Raw genomic sequence first — 19,119 nt, 5'->3', positions numbered from 1 at the left:
ATAGCAGACCTGAAATTAGGGGTCTGCTTTTTTATAAGGTGGAATGAAGGGATGAGATTTAAACGGAATACGATTCAGACGCTCTTTATGGCTTTAATGTTATTTTCCATCATTGGAACGTTTATTGGAAGTCTTTATTCTAGCATTGTTGTTAGTAAAGAAAACTTAGAAAAAAATTACTTGATTGAAAATCAGTATTATGCGGAAAAACTCGCCTCAACAACGAATTCATTGTTCATGAATATGATTAGAACCTTAAAGGTCCAGGCAGCTGTATTGTCAGATGATTCACTAACCATTAATTATCAAGCACTTCATAAAAATCTTAATCAGCTTATGGATTCAACTGATTATTTTAACTCTTTATTATTTGTTACGAATAAAGGATTGGTCGCAACGACAGTACCACACCTTGGTTTAGAGGGGAAAAGGTTAACATCTCTTGGGGCAACAGAATCACTGAAAAGAAAAGTACCCTATATTTCATCGCCCTATCTCGGTGTAACAGGACGTTTACTTGTTCTTGTTTCATTTCCGGTTTTTAATGATGATGGGATTTATAAAGGTTTCTTAGCAGGAACCATTTATTTAAATGAGGATAATAGTCTAAAAAAGACTCTTGGCGAACATCCAAAACATCTAAAAAATTCATATGTCTATGTGGTTGATTCAAACGGTACCATTATCTACCATCCAGATAGTGACCAGATTAATAAAAATGCAAGAGAAAATAAAGTTGTTCAAAAACTCATAGAAGGAAAAAGTGGTCAGGAAGAGGTAATTAATACAAAAGGCATTGCTATGCTTGCAGGTTATGCATCTGTAAAAAGAAGTCACTGGGGAATTGTCAGTCAAACCCCAAAGGATTCAGTCAGTGGACCTACTTATGACATGGCAATCCAGGTGGCAAAATACACGATACCATTTATGATGTTTGTTTTCCTATTAGCGTTACTCTTGTTAAAAAAGATTGTACAGCCTTTAAGGAAATTGGCAGACTTTTCTCATCAAATAATTGAAAAACAATCCATACCTTTACCATCCATTCCAGAAACCTTTTTTGAATTAACCGAGTTAAAAAAATCAATGTTTATTATGGTAGAGTTTTATAAGAAACAAATACATTACTTTGAAAATGAAGCTACACTAGATCCCTTAACTGGTTTGAACAATCGGAGGTCTTATAACAAAACCGTCAAGGAATTGAATGACTATAGTTTATTACTGTTAGATATTGATCATTTTAAATTAGTAAATGATGAGTTTGGCCATTTAAAAGGCGATGATGTTCTAAAATTATTAGCAGAAATATTAAAAAAGGAAACACGGAAGGATGACCTTCTTTATCGGTTTGGCGGCGAGGAGTTTATCGTCATCCTGCCTAATACAGAACCAAAAATTGCTTTTCAAATTGCTGAAAATATTAGAAGAGCAACAGAAGAATCGGAAAATCCCATTGGTAGACCCATCACCGTGTCAATGGGAATTGGCCATCTGCCAACTAATTCCTCTCATCATACAGAATTATTTCATTTAGTCGACATGGCCTTATATAAAGCGAAAAATGAGGGGCGCAATCGCGTTATCAGTGCTGATGAACGATAAAAATGGACGGTTGATAGTAGTTTTATTAGCACAGGTTATCCTGTGCTTTTTGTTTTTTTATGTTAAAATTTGATTGTCAAAAGTAAGGTAGAGGTGAATATCGGTGAAAACAATAGTAGTCATTGGCGGTGGCGTGACAGGTCTTTCAGCCATTTACGAATTACATAAATGGAAAAAAGAATCAAAAGAAAAAATCAGGTTGATCCTAATCGAAGAGAATGAGGAGCTTGGTGGCAAAATCCGTACTGTGACAAAGGATCGTTTTGTGATGGAAACAGGTGCTGATTCCATTGTTTCTCGGAAAATCACAGGTTTATCTTTTATTGAGGAATTGGGTTTAGAAGATGAGGTGGTTTTCAATGCCACTGGCAAATCTTTTATTTACACTGATGGAGAATTGAAACCGATTCCGCCAGACTCTGTCTTTGGTATCCCTACAAGCATCGAATCTCTAGCAAAAAGTACATTAATATCCGCAGAGGGAAAAGTAAGCGCATTACAGGATCTTTATAAAACGGATAGCCATTTTACAAGTAACGACTCAATTGGCGACTTCCTCGAATATTATTTCGGTAAGGAACTAGTTGAAAAGCAGATTGCACCTGTTTTATCAGGTGTTTATTCCGGGGATTTAAGTGACCTAACCTTGAAATCGACCTTACCATATTTACTTGATTATAAAAATAAATACGGTAGCATCATCAAAGGATTTGAGGCAAATAAGGAAAAGTTTCAAAGCGGTGAGGGAAAAAAGTTTTTTTCTTTTATAAATGGTCTGTCGACATTAATTGATGCTTATGAATCAAAACTAGAAGATGTTGAGGTTTTAAAGGGGTTAAAAGTAAATAATATTTCAAAAGCAAACGATTTCTATCAAATTCATCTACAAAACGAGGAAATCATTGAATGTAACTATTGTATCTTGGCTATTCCACATACAGTAGCGGGAGAGATTTTGGCTGACAGTGATTTGCTGGCTGAATTTTCAGACCTGAAAAACAGTTCATTAATTAGTGTGTATCTCGGTTATGATGTACCTGATGCCATTCTACCTACGGATGGGACAGGATTTATCAGTGCGTCTAAAAATGAATTATCATGCAATGCTTGTACATGGACGAGTCGAAAGTGGCAACATACATCGATAAAGGGCAATTTATTAGTTAGACTTTTTTATAAAAGTAGTCACCCTGTTTATTCAGAATTAGAAACAGCGGGGAAAGAAAGGCTGCTCCAAGTTGCAATGGACGACATTAGAAAGAGCTTGGGAATTACGAGTATGCCAGTTGTACATGAGGTTACTTTATGGTCGAATAGTATGCCAAATTATTTAATATCACATCCACAGACAGTTGATGCGATTGAAAGAAAGCTCGATGCGAACTATCCAGGAATATTGATTGCCGGCTGCTCTTATTATGGTGTTGGAATTCCGGATTGTATTACAAATGGCAAAAACATTGCTCTGCAAATACAAAAAATGCATCAAAAAAAGACAGCTCTATAAATAGGCTGTCATTCATTTAGAAATCAGGCAAGCACTTTAACACTTTAAAGCAAGTGGGGACTGTCCCCACTTGCTTTAAAGCGTTAAAGTGCTTTCTTAAAATTTGTAATTAATTTTCAAACTATTTAGAATAAAGGTAGGGGGAGAAATATTATGGGGGTGCAAGATGAAGATATTAATTATTGGTGGAACTAGGTTTTTGGGGAGATACCTTGTAGAAGAGGGCTTAAAGAAGAATCATGAAATCACTTTATTCAACCGTGGTAACAATAAAACAGATTTTAATCATGTCGAGCAAATCCATGGCGATCGAAATATGGAGATTAGTTTATTGGAAAATCGAAAATGGGACGCTGTTATTGATACATGCGGATACTGGCCACAATCAGTAGAAAAGTCAGCCGAGATTTTAAAAGAAAATGTTGGTCAATATGTGCTAATTTCAACGATTTCAGTTTACAAGGATTTTTCCAAAAAGAATTTTGATGAGGAATCTGATTTATTAATGGTGTCGAGGGAAAAGGCAGATGAACTATATAAAGAAGGCGATTCTGCCATCATGAGCTATTATGGAGAGTTAAAAGCTTTGTGTGAACAAACCTTACTTACTATTATACCAACTAAGAGTACAATCATCCGACCAGGACTGATTGTCGGGCCGTATGACGGTTCTGATCGCTTTACCTACTGGGTCAAGCGGGTTAATGATGGAGGGAAAATTTTAGCACCTGGAAGTCCGGATCGGATGGTTCAATTTATTGATGTTCGCGATTTAGCGAAATGGACGATTGGTATGGTAGAAAAACAAGAGTTTGGTATATTTAATGCTACCGGCTTGGATAAGAATTTAACGATGGAATCTATGCTAAATTCCATCAAACAAGGGCTTAATAGTCATGCTGAATTCATTTGGGTAGATGAACATTTTTTATTGGAAAATGAGGTTGGACCTTGGATGGAAATGCCGTTATGGTTACCCCAAGGGAAGCTACCTGATGGCAAGGATATGAGTGGTATGCTTTCAGCCGATACCTCAAGGGCACTTGCCGCGGGTCTGACATTCCGTTCGGTGGAAGAAACGGCTCAAGACACGTTAGCCTGGTATTTAACAAAGGATCCTTCTCAGCCAATGAAAGCGGGAATGAAGAGTGATAAGGAAGGTCAATTGCTTGAAAAATGGCAAACCAGTACAGTGAAAGAATAAAATTTTACATCCCAAAGTCAAGAATGATTAAAAGTCAGATCCTTCGTAGTGACACTAGTCTTGACTAAATTTTTTCTTTTCGATAGATTTAACCCATGATCATTGAATTAGTTATGGGAAATGGGGTTTCGAATGAGAATAAATAAGTATATTGCCGAAACGGGATTTTGCTCAAGGCGAGAAACTGATCGATTAGTGGAGGCAGGCAGAATTACGATTAATGGTATTCTTTGTGAGCATGGGAGTCAGGTAGAGCCTGGGGATATTGTCCTTATTGATGGGAAGCCGATAAAGGCAAAACCGAAACCAATTTATATTGCTTTGAATAAGCCTGTAGGTATTACCTCAACTTCTGAAAAGCAGGTTAAAGGTAATATGGTTGATTTTGTTAATCATAAAGAACGAATCTTTCCAATTGGACGACTTGATAAAGATTCCCAAGGGCTCATTTTATTAACGAATGACGGTGACATTGTTAACAAAATTCTTCGTTCTGAGTTTGGACATGAGAAGGAATATATTGTGACAGTTGATAAGCCGATTAACCAAGAATTTTTATCTGGGATGGCAAATGGGGTAGAAATTTTAGGTGTCAAAACAAAGAAATGCAAGGTAACTAGAATGAACGACCGGACATTTCGAATTATTTTAACACAAGGATTAAATCGACAAATCCGTAGGATGTGCAAGGTTTTCGGTTATCGCGTTGTAAAATTGGAACGGATTCGCATCATGAATATTAAACTAGGAAAATTGCCAATTGGTCAGTGGCGAGATTTGACAGTCGAGGAACTTAATGATTTGTTCCAGGAGTTGGACTATTTTCCATCTTAAGAGGTGTTCACATGAACACCTCTTTGTTTATTTTAAGGCATTTTGATTTTCTTGGAGATTCCGAAGATGTTCTTTTGCGCGATGTATGTCTTCCGCAAGAACTCCATTGACGGAATCAACTTGATTTTCTATATGATCAATATATTCACTTGCGTGCATAAGTTGTTGACCTGCTTGTTGTAAAAATTGAGGTTCAGAATTACCTTGAGCTTTTATTACCGCTTCTTCTGCCTCTTGGACAACTTGTTTAATATTAGAATAAATCTCATTATCATTCATATTTTTCACACCTTTTTAATGTAGTCTTATTCCAACATTTTTCCCCATAATGGAGAATTACTTGCCCATCTTTTATAAAAAAGTTGTACAACCATATCCGACTGAATAAGTTTTAAGACAAGGTCTTTTTATTCAGGTTAGGAGTGGGTTTTATGAGTGTTTTTCTAAGCTATGTACTTTTAGGGTTATCATTAGCAGCCCCAATTGGTCCTGTTAATGCGGCACAATTAGACAAGGGAATTAGAAACGGATTTTGGCATTCTTGGTTGGTCGGAGTTGGAGCATTTGTTGCGGATGGTTGTTATATGCTACTAGTTTACATAGGTGTAATAAAATTTCTTGAAACGCAGTTTATGCAAACCTTTTTATGGTTATTCGGCAGCTTTGTATTAATTTACACAGGTATAGAAAGTATAGCGAACTCTGGACCAGCAATTTCCTATCGTAACAAGAGAGAAGAGCCACTTTATAGGTCATTTTTTTCTGGCTTCTTTATTTCAATATCTAATCCACTAACGATTTTGTTTTGGTTGGGAATCTATGGATCTGTTCTAGCCAAAACGGCTGCTACTTCGAGTCATCAACAGTTAATTATTTATAGTTTAGCGATATTTTTAGGGTTATTTATCTGGGATATTATGATGGCTGGAATTTCGAGTGGTTTTAGAAAATGGTCAACAGAAAAAATTATCACTTGGATTTCGTTGGTATCAGGGATATCCTTAATCGGTTTTGGAACGTATTTTGGATACCAAGCGATAAAAATACTATTCTTTTCATGAGATTTAAGCCATATAGAAGATAAAGAGCCCATTTTTCTTATAGTTAATCGCACAACTTCCCGATTCTGAATAGTATAAATTAGACTCGAGAAGGAGGTAGTTTGAATGTCAGGCACATGTTGTAATTTTAACGGAGGCTTCGCCTTACTTGTTGTATTGTTCATCTTGTTAATCATTATTGGGGCCGCTTGGTGTTTCTAATCCCAATTATAAAAATCATATAAAAGAATAGGAGTGGAAAGTATGTACGGTTATGGTTATGGTGGTTTTGGTGGTTGCGGTTATGGTTATGGATATGGTGGAGGGTTTGGAGGAGGCTTCGCATTAATCGTTGTTCTCTTCATCCTTTTAATCATTGTAGGCGCAGCTTGCTTTTGTTAATCCTTAAAGAAAGAGATCCTATTTACTAGGATCTCTTTTACTTTTGTCTTCTTTCCATTCTTTATATTTATCCAAATCTGTCCCAATTTGTTTTAGTGTAAAACCAATTACAGCGGCATCATCTAATATTCCTAATCCTATAAGAAAATCTGGAACCATATCAATTGGAGAAACAAAATAAATAATCGTCGCAACAATCATTAGAACAGAACCATTTGGAACTTTTCTATATTCGCCATTCCGCCAATCCGTAACAAAATCGAATAATAAGTGCAGTCGATCCCATACATCCTGTAGGGAATTTTTGTTATTTGCTGCTTTTTTCCCTGCTGATTGAATTAATTCCTTTGTTTTTTCAGGTGATTCAACATAATCCTTTGCTGCCTCAGTAAAACGTAAATGTCCATTTTTAAACCGCTCTTTTAACATTTCATCACCTCTAAAAATTATTATACAATAGACCCATACGAATATGTAGCAATCACCTCTTTTCGAAAATTTGGATATGAATAAATTGTAATTGCAAAGTGATGAGGAGAAAGATAAGATTAATTTTATGAGTGAAAATTTGAAGGGAAATAGAAAGGATTTTTCAATATGGTAAAAAAGTTTCAAGATGAAGTATTATCGCGCCGGACTTTTGCGATTATCTCCCACCCTGACGCAGGGAAAACGACGTTAACGGAAAAGTTGCTTTTGTTCGGTGGCGCTATCAGAGATGCCGGAACCGTTAAAGCAAAGAAAACAGGTAAATTTGCCACAAGTGACTGGATGGAAATCGAGAAACAGCGTGGTATCTCTGTTACTTCCAGTGTCATGCAGTTTGATTACAATGGCTTTCGTGTCAATATTCTTGATACACCCGGACACCAAGACTTTAGTGAAGATACCTACCGGACGTTAACGGCTGTTGACAGTGCGGTAATGATCATCGATTCAGCAAAGGGGATTGAGGAACAAACCTTAAAGCTGTTTAAAGTTTGCCGAATGCGTGGCATTCCAATTTTTACTTTTATTAACAAATTAGATCGTCAAGGAAAATATCCGCTCGAGTTGCTAGCAGAGTTGGAAGAGGTAATGGGGATTGAATCTTACCCAATGAATTGGCCAATAGGGATGGGCAAGGAATTCCTAGGTATTTACGACCGCTTTTACAATCGGATTGAACAATTTCGTGTTGACGAGGATCAACGATTTATCCCATTAAATGATGATGGGGAAATTGAAGGTGAGCATCCTTTAAAGAAATCGGGATTATACGACCAAACGCTTGAAGAAATAATGCTATTGAATGAAGCTGGCAACGAATTTTCGGCTGAACGAGTGATGAACGGTTCGATTACGCCAGTATTCTTTGGAAGTGCCCTAACGACATTTGGGGTACAAACATTTTTAGAAACCTATCTAAAATTTGCACCTGCTCCACAACCAAGAAATTCTAGCGTAGGGGAAATTGATCCACTTTCTGAATCGTTTTCTGGCTTTATTTTTAAAATTCAAGCCAATATGAACCCAGCTCACCGTGATCGTATTGCTTTTTTACGCGTTTGTTCAGGGAAATTTGAACGTGGTATGACGGTAAATATCCCACGATTAGGAAAGCAAATGAAACTTTCCCAATCAACGCAATTTATGGCGGATGATAGAAGCACCGTTGAAGAGGCAGTGAGTGGAGACATTATTGGTCTGTATGATACTGGGACATACCAAATTGGCGACACGATAACAGTAGGGAAAGATCATTTTCAATATGAAAAATTACCGCAATTTACTCCTGAGTTATTCGTTCGTGTTTCGGCAAAAAACGTAATGAAACAAAAATCGTTTCAAAAAGGGATTGGGCAACTTGTACAAGAAGGTGCCATTCAGCTTTTTAAAACGGTTAAGACAGATGATTATTACCTAGGTGCTGTAGGACAGTTGCAATTTGAGGTATTTGAGCATCGGATGCGGAATGAGTACAATACCGAAGTTATAATGGAACGATTGGGCTCAAAAATTACAAGATGGGTCGATGGGGACATCGTTGATGAAAACCTATCCAGTTCCCGAAGTATTCTTGTCAAGGATCGTTTCGATAAATATGCATTCCTTTTTGAAAATGAATTTGCTCTAAGATGGTTTACCGAGAAAAATCCTGCTGTAAAACTTTATAATCCAATGGATTATCAGAGCTAGAATAAAATGAACGACTCTCTCATAAGTAGAAGAGTCGTTTTTTTATTCTTACCCCCAAAACAAAACGGATATTTTCGTAATAGTTTAGTGAAAAAGTAATCGCGATTACACTTTTTTCGAGTAAACCCCCTTATATTTTGTCTTTTCCTCGTATGTTATAATGATACAGGTAAAGAGAGGTGAGGCTATTGCTCGGTTTATTATTTATGACTAAAAAGAAAAAACGATCATTAGAGGAAACCGTATTAAAAATCCAACAAGGTGATCTTACTTTATTAAATGAGACCATAGAATCGTATAAACCATTTATTGCTAAAACGGTATCTTCCGTTTGCAAGCGTTATATTTATGAATCTGATGATGAATTTAGCATTGGCCTTATTGCCTTTCATGAAGCCATTCAAAAATATAGCCCCGATAAAGGGAGCTCCCTTATAAGTTTTGCAGAAATAATGATAAAGCGTAGAGTGATTGACTATATTCGCAAGGCTTCGAAGAACCCGATGGTAAGCTTTGATATCGGGGGACATCATTCGGATGATGATTCACCAAGTTTGAAGATTGAAAATGAAATATCTGTTGACGACTATGAAAGGAAGCAAGATGCTGAACATAGACGTCAGGAAATTATTCAGTTTCAAATCATTTTGAAGGAGTACGATCTATCCTTTCAAGATTTAGTGGAACAATCTCCAAAACATGCAGATGCGAGAAAAAATGCAATTACCATTGCAAATATCCTTGTGGAGCAACATCAATTAAGAGATTATTTTTTAGAGAAAAAGCGTCTTCCCATTAAACAACTTGAAGAGTTAGTGGATGTAAGCAGGAAAACGATTGAACGTAATCGAAAATATATTATGGCCATTTCACTAATTTTAATTAATGACTATATCTATTTAAAGGACTATATTAAAGGGGTGTTAAAAACGTGAAAAAAGGAATAATTATGGAGATGGATGAACGTTTTTTAACATTATTGACCCCAGAGGGCGAGTTTTTAAAAGCTCGTAGGCAAAAACAAGTTTACCTACTTGGTGAAGAAATTGATTTTTTTCCCGTTGCTATTGAACAAAGGAAAAAATCTTTGTTTTTACATTTACTTCCTGGGAAGGCCTTAGCTGCGGCCGCTATTGCAGCAATCTTAATTATCGGTTCTTTTATACCATTTTATGGAAGTAATGACGTTTATGCGTACATGTCGATTGATGTGAATCCAAGCGTAGAATTGGCAGTAAATAATGACTTAAAGGTAATCGATATGGAAGCATTTAATGATGAAGGTAAAAAAGTGCTTGCGGAAATTACTGACTGGAAACGTCATGAGGTTACTGATGTAACGAGTCAAATCATTGATGAAATGAAAAAACAAGGGTATTTTGAAGCGCAAGCTCAAGTGGTTATTTCAACCGTTTACGAAGAACAGAAGGAATTGAAAATAGAAAAAAAGCTTGAGGAAAGCTTTCAAAAAATAGAATCAAAAGTAAATCAAGAAAATCTCCAACTTACTGTAGTCGAAGCGACGAAAGAGGAAAGAGAAGTAGCTCACAAACAAGGGATTACACCTGGAGTTTATAAAGAGCATAAACTAAAAGAGAAAAACGAAGAACGGCAAAAGCAAGAGAAAACTGATTCTAATAAACATAATTCAAATAAAATGAAGGTTGATGAAAAAGAGACAAATAATAAATCAGCCAATCACCCATCTGACCAATTAAAATCAAATGGAAAAGTAAAAGAAGAAAAGAATCATGAAAACCAGAATAAGCAAAAGGGAAAAGATAAAACGGTTCCTCCAGGGCAAGTAAAGAAAGAAGAAAAAAAGAATAATCAAAATAAAGATAATAAAGGGTCGGAAAAGGAAAAAAAAACAAGTAAAAATGTTCCTACTGATAAAGAGGAAATAAAGGCTGATCCTGAAGCAAAACAGAAAAACAACGGAAATGGTAAGAATAAGGATAACGGTAAAAACAACGATAAAGAAAAGCACAGCGATAAAGAAAAGCACAACGATAAAGATAAGCACAAAGATAAAGAAAAGAATAAAGATAAAGAAAAGAATAAAGACAAAGAAAATAATAAAGACAAAGATAAGGGTAACAATACCAATAAATCTAATAACAAAAATAAAAAAGATGAGAAGAAAAACAATTAATTTTAAGTCCGAACCAGTTGGTTCGGACTTTTTTCCATATCATTATTCAGTTTTTTGGTATTTTGGAATTTACTTTCCAGATAATTGAGCTTGTGCTTGTTGGACTAATCGTTTAGTGATTTCTCCTCCAACTGAACCATTTGCACGAGAAACAGTATCTGATCCTAAGTTTACCCCAAATTCTTGAGCAATTTCATATTTCACTTGATCAAGGTACTGTTCAATACCTGGGACCAACAATTTATTACTACTTCTTGCCATCTTTCATCACTCCTAAATTAAACCAAAATGGTTGGATTTACAGAGAAGAACTCTGTACAAATAGTTTTGGACTATTTGCGGAAAATCATAAGAGGTAAATTTTATTTGAACTCCCAAATAAAATTTTTTAAAGAAATGACTTTATTCCTTTATGGTTTTTCATTAAGATAAGGTGAAAGAGAATTTGTTAAGCAAGTGAAAGGAACCAAACGAGGATGAAACAAACATTAAGAAGGTTTTTGACAATGCTAACTCCAGCACAAATAATTGTCGCGTATTATTTTCTAGCTGTTTCAGTTAGTATGATTTTATTAAGCTTACCGATAGCGATAAAACCAGGTGTAAAATGGACATTTATGGATGCCCTCTTTACAGCTGTAAGTGCTGTTAGTGTTACAGGCTTGTCTACCGTTTCAATGGTGGAAACCTTTACTGACAAAGGTATATATATCCTAATGTTTGTCCTACAATTTGGTGGGATTGGGGTTATGACTTTAGGAACTTTTTTTTGGTTAATCATCGGTAGAAAAATTGGCTTGCGTGAGCGACGATTAATTATGACCGATCAAAATCAATCAAGTTTAGCAGGATTAGTAAAATTGTTAAAACAGATTCTTGTCATCATTATTTTAATCGAGTTAATGGGAGCAATCATTTTAGGGACCTATTTTTTAAAATATTATTCCAATTGGGAAGAAGCGTTTCTACATGGTTTATTTGCATCGGTTAGTGCAACGACAAATGCAGGTTTTGATATTACCGGAGAATCCCTAGTTCCCTTTGCTAATGATTATTTCGTTCAATTAGTGTCTATCTTACTAATCATTCTAGGTTCTATTGGTTTCCCTGTGTTGGTCGAGACAAAAGAATTTCTTTTCAGCCGAAATGATAAGAAATCTCACTTTTCTCTTAATACAAAGCTTACAACTGTAACATTTTTAGGTTTATTAATTTTGGGTACAATTGTGATTGTGTTTCTTGAATTTGACCACTTCTTTAAAGATAAATCTTGGTACGCCTCGTTTTTCTATGCATTTTTTCATTCTACTACGACGAAAAGCGCGGGATTAACTACGATGGATATCAATCAATTTACTGAACCAACGCTATTGTTTATTGCGGCCCTAATGTTTATTGGTGCCTCACCCAGCTCAACGGGTGGTGGTATCCGCGTAACAACTTTAGCCCTAAATTTACTATTCTTTTTCCATTTTGCACGAGGTAACCGGAACATTAAAATTTTTAAACGAGAACTACATGAAGATGATATTATTAAATCATTAGTTGTTTCAATGATGGCTTTATTTATTTGCTTTACATCTGTATTTATTTTATATATCACAGAAGAATTACCATTATTACCATTGATTTTTGAAGTAGCATCTGCTTTCGGAACAACAGGCTTATCAATGGGGATAACGGCCGATTTATCAATTGTTGGTAAAGTTATTATCATGCTCCTCATGTTTATTGGAAGAGTAGGAATGATTTCGTTCCTATTAATTATTGGAGGAAAACGAGTTGTTCCGAATTATCATTATCCGAAGGAAAGAGTTATTATTGGGTAAATAAAAGCGAAGGGCTTTAATTGGCTCCTTCGCTTTTATTTACCTTAATCTTTACCTAATGATACATCCTTTGTTGGATGCATGAATGGATAGGCTTGTGGTTTCCGTTTTTCCTCTAATAATTCACGATTTTCAGCTGTATTCCAACCAATATCATTAGTAGGATGAACCCATTCGTCTCCCGACATGATCGCTGGATCTGTTTCATCTGACCAATTTTCAAGCGGTGAATTGGCCGAAGAATAATGACTATCTCCAATTATAACACCCTGAGAATTTTTAAAGGGAGGCTGCATTTTGATCCCAGTTCCTTTAAAGCTTGGAGCTGTAATCTGATGTGGTAGAGTTTCGTCAATCGAAAATTGATTTTTATTTTTATCCTTTTTCATATTCATCACATCCTTTACGATTATTGTGGGAACAGAAGAATTTTTTTATGTCCGAAAAAATTTAGCAATCTAAAACGAGTATCTTTTTCATAAGAAATGAAACAATAATATGGACTTCAAATTTTATGGAGGGAAAAAATATGGCCAAACGCAAAGCGGAATTTGATGCAGTTGATAAATATAGTAAGACTCCTAAGAAAAATCTTGCAGAATCGGAGTTCTCGGCAGAATTTAGCGAAGGTGAAAACCCAATGAAAGGCGCAAACCGAAATTCAAAGCAAGGACGAGCAGGTAGGGCATAATGGGTAACAAAAGAAATAAAGAAATTACCAATGTTGAATTCGGAATTGAATTTGGTGATTTAAATAATGCTAAACTTTATGAATTAGCTTTTTCAAACCAATCCGATAAGCAACGAGAAAATAATAAAAAAAAGCAAAAGAAATAATCCAAGGAGAAATCTCCTTGGATTATTTTTTAAAGCTAAAGATTTTTGTCTTTTGATTAGCAGGTGAAAAGTAAGCCAATAAAATTGAATTTGTACGATTGATTTTGCGATTGATTAGGTAATTTTTTAAGTCAAACGACAGATTTTCGAGCAGGGTATGTTTGTATAATTCTTTTTCATTTAATTTTAGTGAATGAAATTGTTCACCAAATACCAATGGTTCTTCAAGAATTTTGCGATAGATGGCTGACCGATCACTTTTATCTAACCGTGTTTCCCACCAAGGTTTGCGCGGGTTAAACTTTTGATTAAGCAAGTAGTCATATTTCATTAATCCTTCGATAATGTCCAAATCCTCTATCTGTTTGGCTGCTAGAAATTGATAAAGTCTAGTAAAAAGATCTTCTAGTTGATGGCCAATTCTCGACCAGCCTTGTTCATCCCAAAATGTTCCAAAATCCTGGAAAAAGTCAAATGGTGTTGGAAAGACATTTGAAACCAAGTATTCAACTGTTTCATCCATTCGATGGTCATTCCAGTACTTTTCTAACACATCTTCAACTTGTTTAATACGAATAATATCCTCGAAGGAAAGAACATTATTCCCTAAAATCTCGTAGGGAGAATGATCCATGTAAATATAATCATGTTTATCGGCCGTTAATCTAACACCTGTGCCCCGAAGCATTTTTAAAAAACCAAGTTGAAGCTCCTCAGGTCGTAGTTCAAACACATCATTAAAGGTTTTCTTAAATGAAGTGTAATCTTCTTCTGGCAGACCGGCTATTAAATCAAGATGCTGGTCAATTTTTCCGCCTTCTTTTACTAAAGTAACTGTACGTGTTAGTTTGGTAAAATTTTGTTTTCGTTTCACAAGTTCATTTGTGTAATCATTTGTAGATTGAACACCAATTTCAAAACGGAATAATCCCTCAGGGGCGTTTTCGTTTAAAAATTCTATAACCTCAGGACGCATTATATCGGCGGTGATTTCAAATTGAAAAACCACACCAGGTAAATGTTCATCGATTAAAAATTGGAACATTTCCATTGCATAGCTTCTACTTATATTAAAAGTTCTGTCGACAAACTTGATCGTTTTTGCTCCATTAGCCATTAAATATCGGATGTCATTTTTAACCTTTTCGCGGTCAAAATACCTTACCCCCACTTCGATTGAGGAGAGGCAAAATTGACAACTAAACGGACAACCACGACTTGTTTCAATATAAGTCACACGTTTGGCTAGATAGGGAATGTCTTCGGCAAAACGGTATGGACTTGGTAAATCTCTTAGATCTAGTTTATTTTGCTGTGGGTTAATTTTGATTAGTCCATTTTCACGATAAGCAATTCCAGGTACTTTATGAAACTGTTTGTTGAGGGAAATCTGTGTCAAAAGCTGTTTGAAGGTGGATTCACCCTCACCAATGACGATAAAATCGAATTCTGGAATCGTTTCCATCCATTCATAGACATCATAGGTGACCTCCGGACCACCAATAACAAGGTGAATACCAGGATTTATTTTTTTAATCATTTTGATGACTTTAATGGTCTCTTCAATATTCCAGATGTAACAACTAAAGCCGATGACATCGGGGTTTTTTCTGATTAAGTCGGTAACGATGTTCATCACAGGATCCTTGATTGTATATTCGGTTAATTGAATGTTAAATTCAGGTGAGGCATAGGCCTTTAAATAACGTATAGCAAGATTTGTATGTATATATTTAGCGTTTAATGTTGTACAAATGATATTCATTTCTTTAACTCCTTAAAAAACATTTATGAATCAACAGTCTATTTTACTTTATTTTCAACCAAAAAGATAGAATCTATAAAGGATCCAATCAAAAAAGGGAGAAAAAAAGTAATTTCTTTTCTGTTATACTATAAAAATTAATTCTGTTATATATTGATGTATCCGATTTCAATTCAATTATATAAAGGGTTTTTGGTGAAAAAAATAAAGTGTTATATATTTTTTTGTGAAACTATGATGTTTGTCACGGCAAAAATATTAAAAACCTCCTAAAATAACAAAAGAGAAAGTTTTTTATACTTTTTGGTTAGTAAAAATGGGAGGGAGACAATTGTCTATATTACCGCAAAAAAATGAACTGGGATTTTTTGAAATCCGCTTAGAATCGATTGGGGGATTAGGGGCTAATTTAGCTGGAAAAATGTTAGCCGAAGCCGGAGTATTGGGCTTAGGGTTAAATGGTTCAAACTTTTCATCTTACGGTTCCGAGAAAAAAGGCTCTCCAGTCAAAAGCTTTATTCGCTACTGTGACCCTGATGTGGAAATTCGAGACCATAGTCCAATCGAAGAACCACATGTTATTGGGGTATTTCACGAGGCATTATATAAAATGGTGAACGTTGTAAGTGGATTAAGACCCGATGGAATCGTTCTTGTCAACTCCACTAGAGACTTTGATGACATTAAACGAGATTTAAAAATAGAATATGGAACCGTTGCAATGGTAGATGCATTAAGTATTGCTGTAGAAGAAAAAACAAAGGTCAATACAGCGATGCTAGGTGCATTATTCCGAATTTGTGATTTCCTTGAACCAGAAATCATGCGGAATGTTATCCGTAAAACGTTTGAGAAAAAGTACCCACATTTAGTGGAACCAAATATCCGCACCTTCGATCGTGGATACAACGAAGTGAAATTTAAAAAATACGAAGTTCCAGAAGATGCAGTAGGAAAAAAGTTTGAACGCCCACAACCTCAGTTAGGTTATTTAACTCAAGAAATTGGTGGTGTTATTACTACCCAGGCTAACAGCATCCTTAAAGATTTAAGTGGATCACGTCAAGGATTCCTGCCTCAGCTTGAACAAGAAAAATGCATCCATTGTGCTGCTTGTGATACGGTTTGCCCTGACTATTGCTTTGTTTGGCAGGCAGGCGAGGACAAAAAAGGCCGCAAACAATTATTTTTAAAAGGGATTGACTATCAATATTGCAAAGGTTGCTTAAAGTGTGTCGAGGTATGTCCAACGTCCGCCTTAACAGAACTGCGTGAAATGATTGGTTATGCAGAAAAGAATCGTGTTCAACAAAACTTTCCTTATTTAGTAGGAGGGATTTCCTAATGGCAATTTTAGAAGAAAACTTAAAAACGGTTAATATCGCAGAACAAACGACTACTTTTGAATCAGGTAATGAAATGGCAGCAATGGCTGCGGCACAAATCAATTACCATATTATGGGTTATTTTCCGATCACTCCCTCAACAGAGGTTGCCCAATACTTAGATCAAATGAAGGCTCGCGGAGAGCATGATATTAAATTAATACCAGCCGATGGTGAGCATGGTTCCGCAGGGATTTGTTATGGTGCATCGGCAACTGGGGCTCGCGTCTTTAATGCCACAAGTGCCAATGGATTTTTATATATGATTGAACAATTACCGGTCCAAGCAGGGACGCGTTTCCCGATGGTAATGAATCTAGTTACTCGCGCAGTAAGCGGACCATTAGATATCCGAGGAGACCACTCTGACCTTTATTATGGTTTAAATACGGGCTGGGTAATCTTAACAGCGAGAACACCTCAGGCTGTTTATGATATGAATATTATGGCTTTAAAAATTGCCGAGCACTCAAAGGTTCGTTTGCCTGTTATTGTAGCATACGATGGATTCTTTACTTCTCATCAAAAGCGTAAGGTTGATTATTTTACTGACCGTCGTGTTGTACAACAATTTGTTGGCGAATGTCCTACTGATTATCATTTTGCTCGTGATCCAAAAAAACCGGTAACGATTGGTGCGCATATGAATGGCGAGGATTTAATGAATAATCATTTCCAACAATCAGAAGCCATTTATGCAGCTGGAGAAGTTTATCAAGAAGTAGCGGCCGAATACGCAAGAGTTTCTGGACGTAAGTATTCAGTATTAGATTTATACGGTATGGAAGATGCAGAAGTAGCCGTTTTCCTACTGAATTCTGCAGCCGAATCTGCCAAGGATGTTGTCGACCGTTATCGCGAAAAAGGCATCAAGGTTGGCGTAATTAGTCCTAATATTATTCGTCCATTCCCTGCTAAAGAGATTCGTGAAGCATTAAAAAATGTGAAAGCTTTACTAGTTGGAGAACGTGCAGATTCATACGGTGCAAACGGTCCTAACTTAACTCATGAAGTGAAGTCAGCCCTTCAAGATGATAAGAACAATAAAACGATTGTTTTAAGCCGTGTTTTTGGCTTAGGCGGTAAAGATTTCTATGCAGATGATGCCGAAAAGTTTTTTGATATGGCAGTTGAGGCAGCAGAAAAAGGCTATGCTGAAAAGCCGTTTGATTACTATGGGCACATTCCAGGTAATCCGGAAAAAATCCTAAAGCCTGTTATTACACCTCAACATGGCGATGTTTATAAAACAGGTCTGATTGATGTCAAAATGGATGAAGAAACGAATAAATTGAAAGTGAAAATTCCTCCATTAAGAAATTTAACAAATAAACCAAAACGAATTGCTTCTGGTCATGGGGCATGTCCAGGATGTGGGATTTTTGCTGGTTTAGAATTATTTTTTAAAGGAATTGAAGGGGATATTGTTGTTTTGTTCCAAACAGGCTGTGCCTATGTAACTACGACATCATATCCATATAGCTCTCATAAACAAACAATGATGCATAATCTATTTCAAAATGGTGCAGCGACACTTTCTGGTACTGTTGAAGCGTTCCTTGAATTAAAACGTCGAGGCGAAATTGAAGTTGCAGAAGATGCCACCTTTGTTATGATTACTGGTGACGGCGGTATGGATATTGGGATGGGCTCTGCAATTGGTACTGCCCTTCGTGGTCATAAGCTTATTATGCTGGAGTACGACAATGAAGGATATATGAATACAGGTTCACAAATGTCCTATTCTACTCCAATTGGTCATATGACAAGTACTTCCGGAGTTGGAAAAAAACAAAAAGGGAAAGCCTTCCATCATAAAGATACGGCTCAAATTATGGCTGCTACCAATATTCCATATGTATTTACGGGGTCTGAGGCGTTTCCTCAGGACCTAATTAAAAAGGGTGCAAAGGCTCAGTGGTATGCGCAAAATGTTGGTACGGTTTATGGAAAGATTCTCATTACCTGTCCGTTAAACTGGAAATCTGAAGACCGCTACGGTGAGGTAATCCTCCAGCAAGCCGTTAATTCTTGTTTCTTCCCTTTATATGAGGTTGAACAAGGTGTAACAACGATTACTTATAACCCTGAGGAGAAAAATAAGCGTGTTGCTCTTTCAGAGTGGTTGAAATATATGGGGAAGACAAAGCATCTACTAAAAGAAGAAAATAAAGAGATATTAATGGATTTCGAAGCCGAAGTGGAAAAGAGATGGCATCGACTTAAAGCCAAACACGAAAATCCATATCTATAAAATAATTATTAAACCAGTTCTAATTATAGGGCTGGTTTTATTTTTGACAAAAAAACGAATTTTGTATTACCATAAATTGTATAAAGGATATTTATCTAGGTATAGAGAAATAATTAGGTAATAT

The 19,119-nt window shown here is 36.0% G+C and carries 19 protein-coding genes and 1 pseudogene; 15 read left to right on the top strand and 5 right to left on the bottom strand.

The window, feature by feature from the left end:
• Window positions 1-51: 51 nt before the first annotated feature.
• The 4 genes from ACX9YW_RS17275 (at window position 52) to rluF (ending at window position 5,150) form a co-directional block, all read left to right on the top strand.
• Window positions 52-1,605 (top strand): sensor domain-containing diguanylate cyclase, encoded by a 1,554-nt coding sequence (locus ACX9YW_RS17275; protein ID WP_460348721.1) that lies wholly within the window; start codon window positions 52-54, stop codon window positions 1,603-1,605.
• Window positions 1,606-1,708: 103 nt separating this feature from the next.
• Window positions 1,709-3,112, top strand: coding sequence for a protoporphyrinogen oxidase (hemG, locus tag ACX9YW_RS17270; RefSeq protein ID WP_460348719.1), 1,404 nt, complete (start codon window positions 1,709-1,711; stop codon window positions 3,110-3,112).
• Between the two features lie 166 nt (window positions 3,113-3,278).
• Entirely contained in the window at window positions 3,279-4,316 is a 1,038-nt protein-coding gene (locus ACX9YW_RS17265) for an SDR family oxidoreductase (protein WP_460348716.1), read from the top strand.
• Window positions 4,317-4,448: 132 nt separating this feature from the next.
• On the top strand, window positions 4,449-5,150 hold the full coding sequence (gene rluF, locus ACX9YW_RS17260; RefSeq protein ID WP_460348714.1) for a 23S rRNA pseudouridine(2604) synthase RluF: 702 nt from the start codon (window positions 4,449-4,451) through the stop codon (window positions 5,148-5,150).
• 27 nt (window positions 5,151-5,177) lie between these two features.
• On the opposite strand, the gene ACX9YW_RS17255 is transcribed toward rluF, so the two are convergent.
• Complete coding sequence (locus tag ACX9YW_RS17255) at window positions 5,178-5,429, bottom strand: hypothetical protein (RefSeq protein WP_460348712.1); 252 nt, start codon at window positions 5,427-5,429, stop codon at window positions 5,178-5,180.
• Window positions 5,430-5,581: 152 nt separating this feature from the next.
• On the opposite strand from ACX9YW_RS17255, the gene ACX9YW_RS17250 reads away from it, so the two are divergent.
• From ACX9YW_RS17250 to ACX9YW_RS17240, 3 genes and pseudogenes are all read left to right on the top strand, one after another.
• Window positions 5,582-6,211 carry a LysE family transporter gene (locus tag ACX9YW_RS17250; RefSeq protein WP_460348710.1) on the top strand — a complete coding sequence of 210 codons (630 nt, stop codon included), beginning with the start codon at window positions 5,582-5,584 and terminating at the stop codon, window positions 6,209-6,211.
• 105 nt (window positions 6,212-6,316) lie between these two features.
• Complete coding sequence (locus ACX9YW_RS17245) at window positions 6,317-6,412, top strand: YjcZ family sporulation protein (protein WP_460348708.1); 96 nt, start codon at window positions 6,317-6,319, stop codon at window positions 6,410-6,412.
• Window positions 6,413-6,511: 99 nt separating this feature from the next.
• Window positions 6,512-6,592 (top strand): annotated as a pseudogene (locus tag ACX9YW_RS17240) (YjcZ family sporulation protein); the annotation flags it as partial.
• 18 nt (window positions 6,593-6,610) lie between these two features.
• On the opposite strand, the gene ACX9YW_RS17235 reads toward ACX9YW_RS17240, so the two are convergent.
• Entirely contained in the window at window positions 6,611-7,021 is a 411-nt protein-coding gene (locus ACX9YW_RS17235) for a YkvA family protein (protein WP_460348706.1), read from the bottom strand.
• A 168-nt stretch (window positions 7,022-7,189) separates the two neighbouring features.
• Between ACX9YW_RS17235 and ACX9YW_RS17230 the strand changes: the two genes are divergently transcribed.
• From ACX9YW_RS17230 to ACX9YW_RS17220, 3 genes are all read left to right on the top strand, one after another.
• A complete protein-coding gene (locus ACX9YW_RS17230; RefSeq protein ID WP_460348704.1) occupies window positions 7,190-8,770 on the top strand; it encodes a peptide chain release factor 3 in 1,581 nt (526 codons plus the stop codon).
• Window positions 8,771-8,958: 188 nt separating this feature from the next.
• Window positions 8,959-9,705 (top strand): RNA polymerase sigma factor SigI, encoded by a 747-nt coding sequence (gene sigI / locus ACX9YW_RS17225; RefSeq protein ID WP_460348702.1) that lies wholly within the window; start codon window positions 8,959-8,961, stop codon window positions 9,703-9,705.
• Window positions 9,702-10,925 carry an anti-sigma factor domain-containing protein gene (locus ACX9YW_RS17220; RefSeq protein WP_460348700.1) on the top strand — a complete coding sequence of 408 codons (1,224 nt, stop codon included), beginning with the start codon at window positions 9,702-9,704 and terminating at the stop codon, window positions 10,923-10,925. The genes sigI and ACX9YW_RS17220 overlap by 4 nt, the downstream gene beginning before the upstream one ends.
• Before the next feature lie 69 nt (window positions 10,926-10,994).
• Here ACX9YW_RS17220 and ACX9YW_RS17215 read toward each other — a convergent pair whose 3' ends face one another.
• The gene (locus ACX9YW_RS17215) at window positions 10,995-11,186 is read right to left on the bottom strand and encodes an alpha/beta-type small acid-soluble spore protein (protein WP_460348698.1); all 192 of its coding nucleotides are present in this window, start codon (window positions 11,184-11,186) and stop codon (window positions 10,995-10,997) included.
• A 215-nt stretch (window positions 11,187-11,401) separates the two neighbouring features.
• Here ACX9YW_RS17215 and ACX9YW_RS17210 point away from each other — a divergent pair, with 215 nt between their 5' ends.
• Window positions 11,402-12,754, top strand: coding sequence for a TrkH family potassium uptake protein (locus ACX9YW_RS17210; protein WP_460348696.1), 1,353 nt, complete (start codon window positions 11,402-11,404; stop codon window positions 12,752-12,754).
• 44 nt (window positions 12,755-12,798) lie between these two features.
• Here ACX9YW_RS17210 and ACX9YW_RS17205 read toward each other — a convergent pair whose 3' ends face one another.
• Entirely contained in the window at window positions 12,799-13,149 is a 351-nt protein-coding gene (locus ACX9YW_RS17205; protein ID WP_460348694.1) for a DUF3905 domain-containing protein, read from the bottom strand.
• A gap of 134 nt (window positions 13,150-13,283) precedes the next feature.
• Between ACX9YW_RS17205 and ykzP the strand changes: the two genes are divergently transcribed.
• Entirely contained in the window at window positions 13,284-13,445 is a 162-nt protein-coding gene (gene ykzP / locus ACX9YW_RS17200; RefSeq protein ID WP_460348692.1) for a protein YkzP, read from the top strand.
• On the top strand, window positions 13,445-13,591 hold the full coding sequence (locus ACX9YW_RS17195; RefSeq protein WP_460348690.1) for a hypothetical protein: 147 nt from the start codon (window positions 13,445-13,447) through the stop codon (window positions 13,589-13,591). Before ykzP ends, ACX9YW_RS17195 begins: the two co-directional genes overlap by 1 nt.
• Window positions 13,592-13,613: 22 nt before the next feature.
• On the opposite strand, the gene ACX9YW_RS17190 is transcribed toward ACX9YW_RS17195, so the two are convergent.
• Complete coding sequence (locus tag ACX9YW_RS17190) at window positions 13,614-15,356, bottom strand: B12-binding domain-containing radical SAM protein (RefSeq protein WP_460348688.1); 1,743 nt, start codon at window positions 15,354-15,356, stop codon at window positions 13,614-13,616.
• A 331-nt stretch (window positions 15,357-15,687) separates the two neighbouring features.
• Between ACX9YW_RS17190 and ACX9YW_RS17185 the strand changes: the two genes are divergently transcribed.
• The gene (locus tag ACX9YW_RS17185) at window positions 15,688-16,701 is read left to right on the top strand and encodes a 2-oxoacid:acceptor oxidoreductase family protein (RefSeq protein ID WP_460348686.1); all 1,014 of its coding nucleotides are present in this window, start codon (window positions 15,688-15,690) and stop codon (window positions 16,699-16,701) included.
• Window positions 16,701-18,995, top strand: coding sequence for a thiamine pyrophosphate-dependent enzyme (locus ACX9YW_RS17180; protein WP_460348684.1), 2,295 nt, complete (start codon window positions 16,701-16,703; stop codon window positions 18,993-18,995). The genes ACX9YW_RS17185 and ACX9YW_RS17180 overlap by 1 nt, the downstream gene beginning before the upstream one ends.
• Window positions 18,996-19,119 lie beyond the last annotated feature (124 nt).

The sequence above is a fragment of the Pseudoneobacillus rhizolycopersici genome, from assembly GCF_054786815.1.
This window is presented reverse-complemented; position numbering and strand designations above follow the sequence as displayed.

What these genes read in the sequence shown, in the direction of transcription:
- ACX9YW_RS17275 (WP_460348721.1), top strand. Translation starts at nt 52, where the DNA reads ATGAGATTTAAACGGAATACGATTCAGACGCTCTTTATGGCTTTAATG.
- ACX9YW_RS17265 (WP_460348716.1), top strand. Translation starts at nt 3,279, where the DNA reads ATGAAGATATTAATTATTGGTGGAACTAGGTTTTTGGGGAGATACCTT.
- rluF (WP_460348714.1), top strand. Translation starts at nt 4,449, where the DNA reads ATGAGAATAAATAAGTATATTGCCGAAACGGGATTTTGCTCAAGGCGA.
- ACX9YW_RS17255 (WP_460348712.1), bottom strand. Translation starts at nt 5,429, where the DNA reads ATGAATGATAATGAGATTTATTCTAATATTAAACAAGTTGTCCAAGAG.
- ACX9YW_RS17250 (WP_460348710.1), top strand. Translation starts at nt 5,582, where the DNA reads ATGAGTGTTTTTCTAAGCTATGTACTTTTAGGGTTATCATTAGCAGCC.
- ACX9YW_RS17245 (WP_460348708.1), top strand. Translation starts at nt 6,317, where the DNA reads ATGTCAGGCACATGTTGTAATTTTAACGGAGGCTTCGCCTTACTTGTT.
- ACX9YW_RS17235 (WP_460348706.1), bottom strand. Translation starts at nt 7,021, where the DNA reads ATGTTAAAAGAGCGGTTTAAAAATGGACATTTACGTTTTACTGAGGCA.
- ACX9YW_RS17230 (WP_460348704.1), top strand. Translation starts at nt 7,190, where the DNA reads ATGGTAAAAAAGTTTCAAGATGAAGTATTATCGCGCCGGACTTTTGCG.
- ACX9YW_RS17215 (WP_460348698.1), bottom strand. Translation starts at nt 11,186, where the DNA reads ATGGCAAGAAGTAGTAATAAATTGTTGGTCCCAGGTATTGAACAGTAC.
- ACX9YW_RS17210 (WP_460348696.1), top strand. Translation starts at nt 11,402, where the DNA reads ATGAAACAAACATTAAGAAGGTTTTTGACAATGCTAACTCCAGCACAA.
- ACX9YW_RS17205 (WP_460348694.1), bottom strand. Translation starts at nt 13,149, where the DNA reads ATGAATATGAAAAAGGATAAAAATAAAAATCAATTTTCGATTGACGAA.
- ykzP (WP_460348692.1), top strand. Translation starts at nt 13,284, where the DNA reads ATGGCCAAACGCAAAGCGGAATTTGATGCAGTTGATAAATATAGTAAG.
- ACX9YW_RS17195 (WP_460348690.1), top strand. Translation starts at nt 13,445, where the DNA reads ATGGGTAACAAAAGAAATAAAGAAATTACCAATGTTGAATTCGGAATT.
- ACX9YW_RS17190 (WP_460348688.1), bottom strand. Translation starts at nt 15,356, where the DNA reads ATGAATATCATTTGTACAACATTAAACGCTAAATATATACATACAAAT.
- ACX9YW_RS17180 (WP_460348684.1), top strand. Translation starts at nt 16,701, where the DNA reads ATGGCAATTTTAGAAGAAAACTTAAAAACGGTTAATATCGCAGAACAA.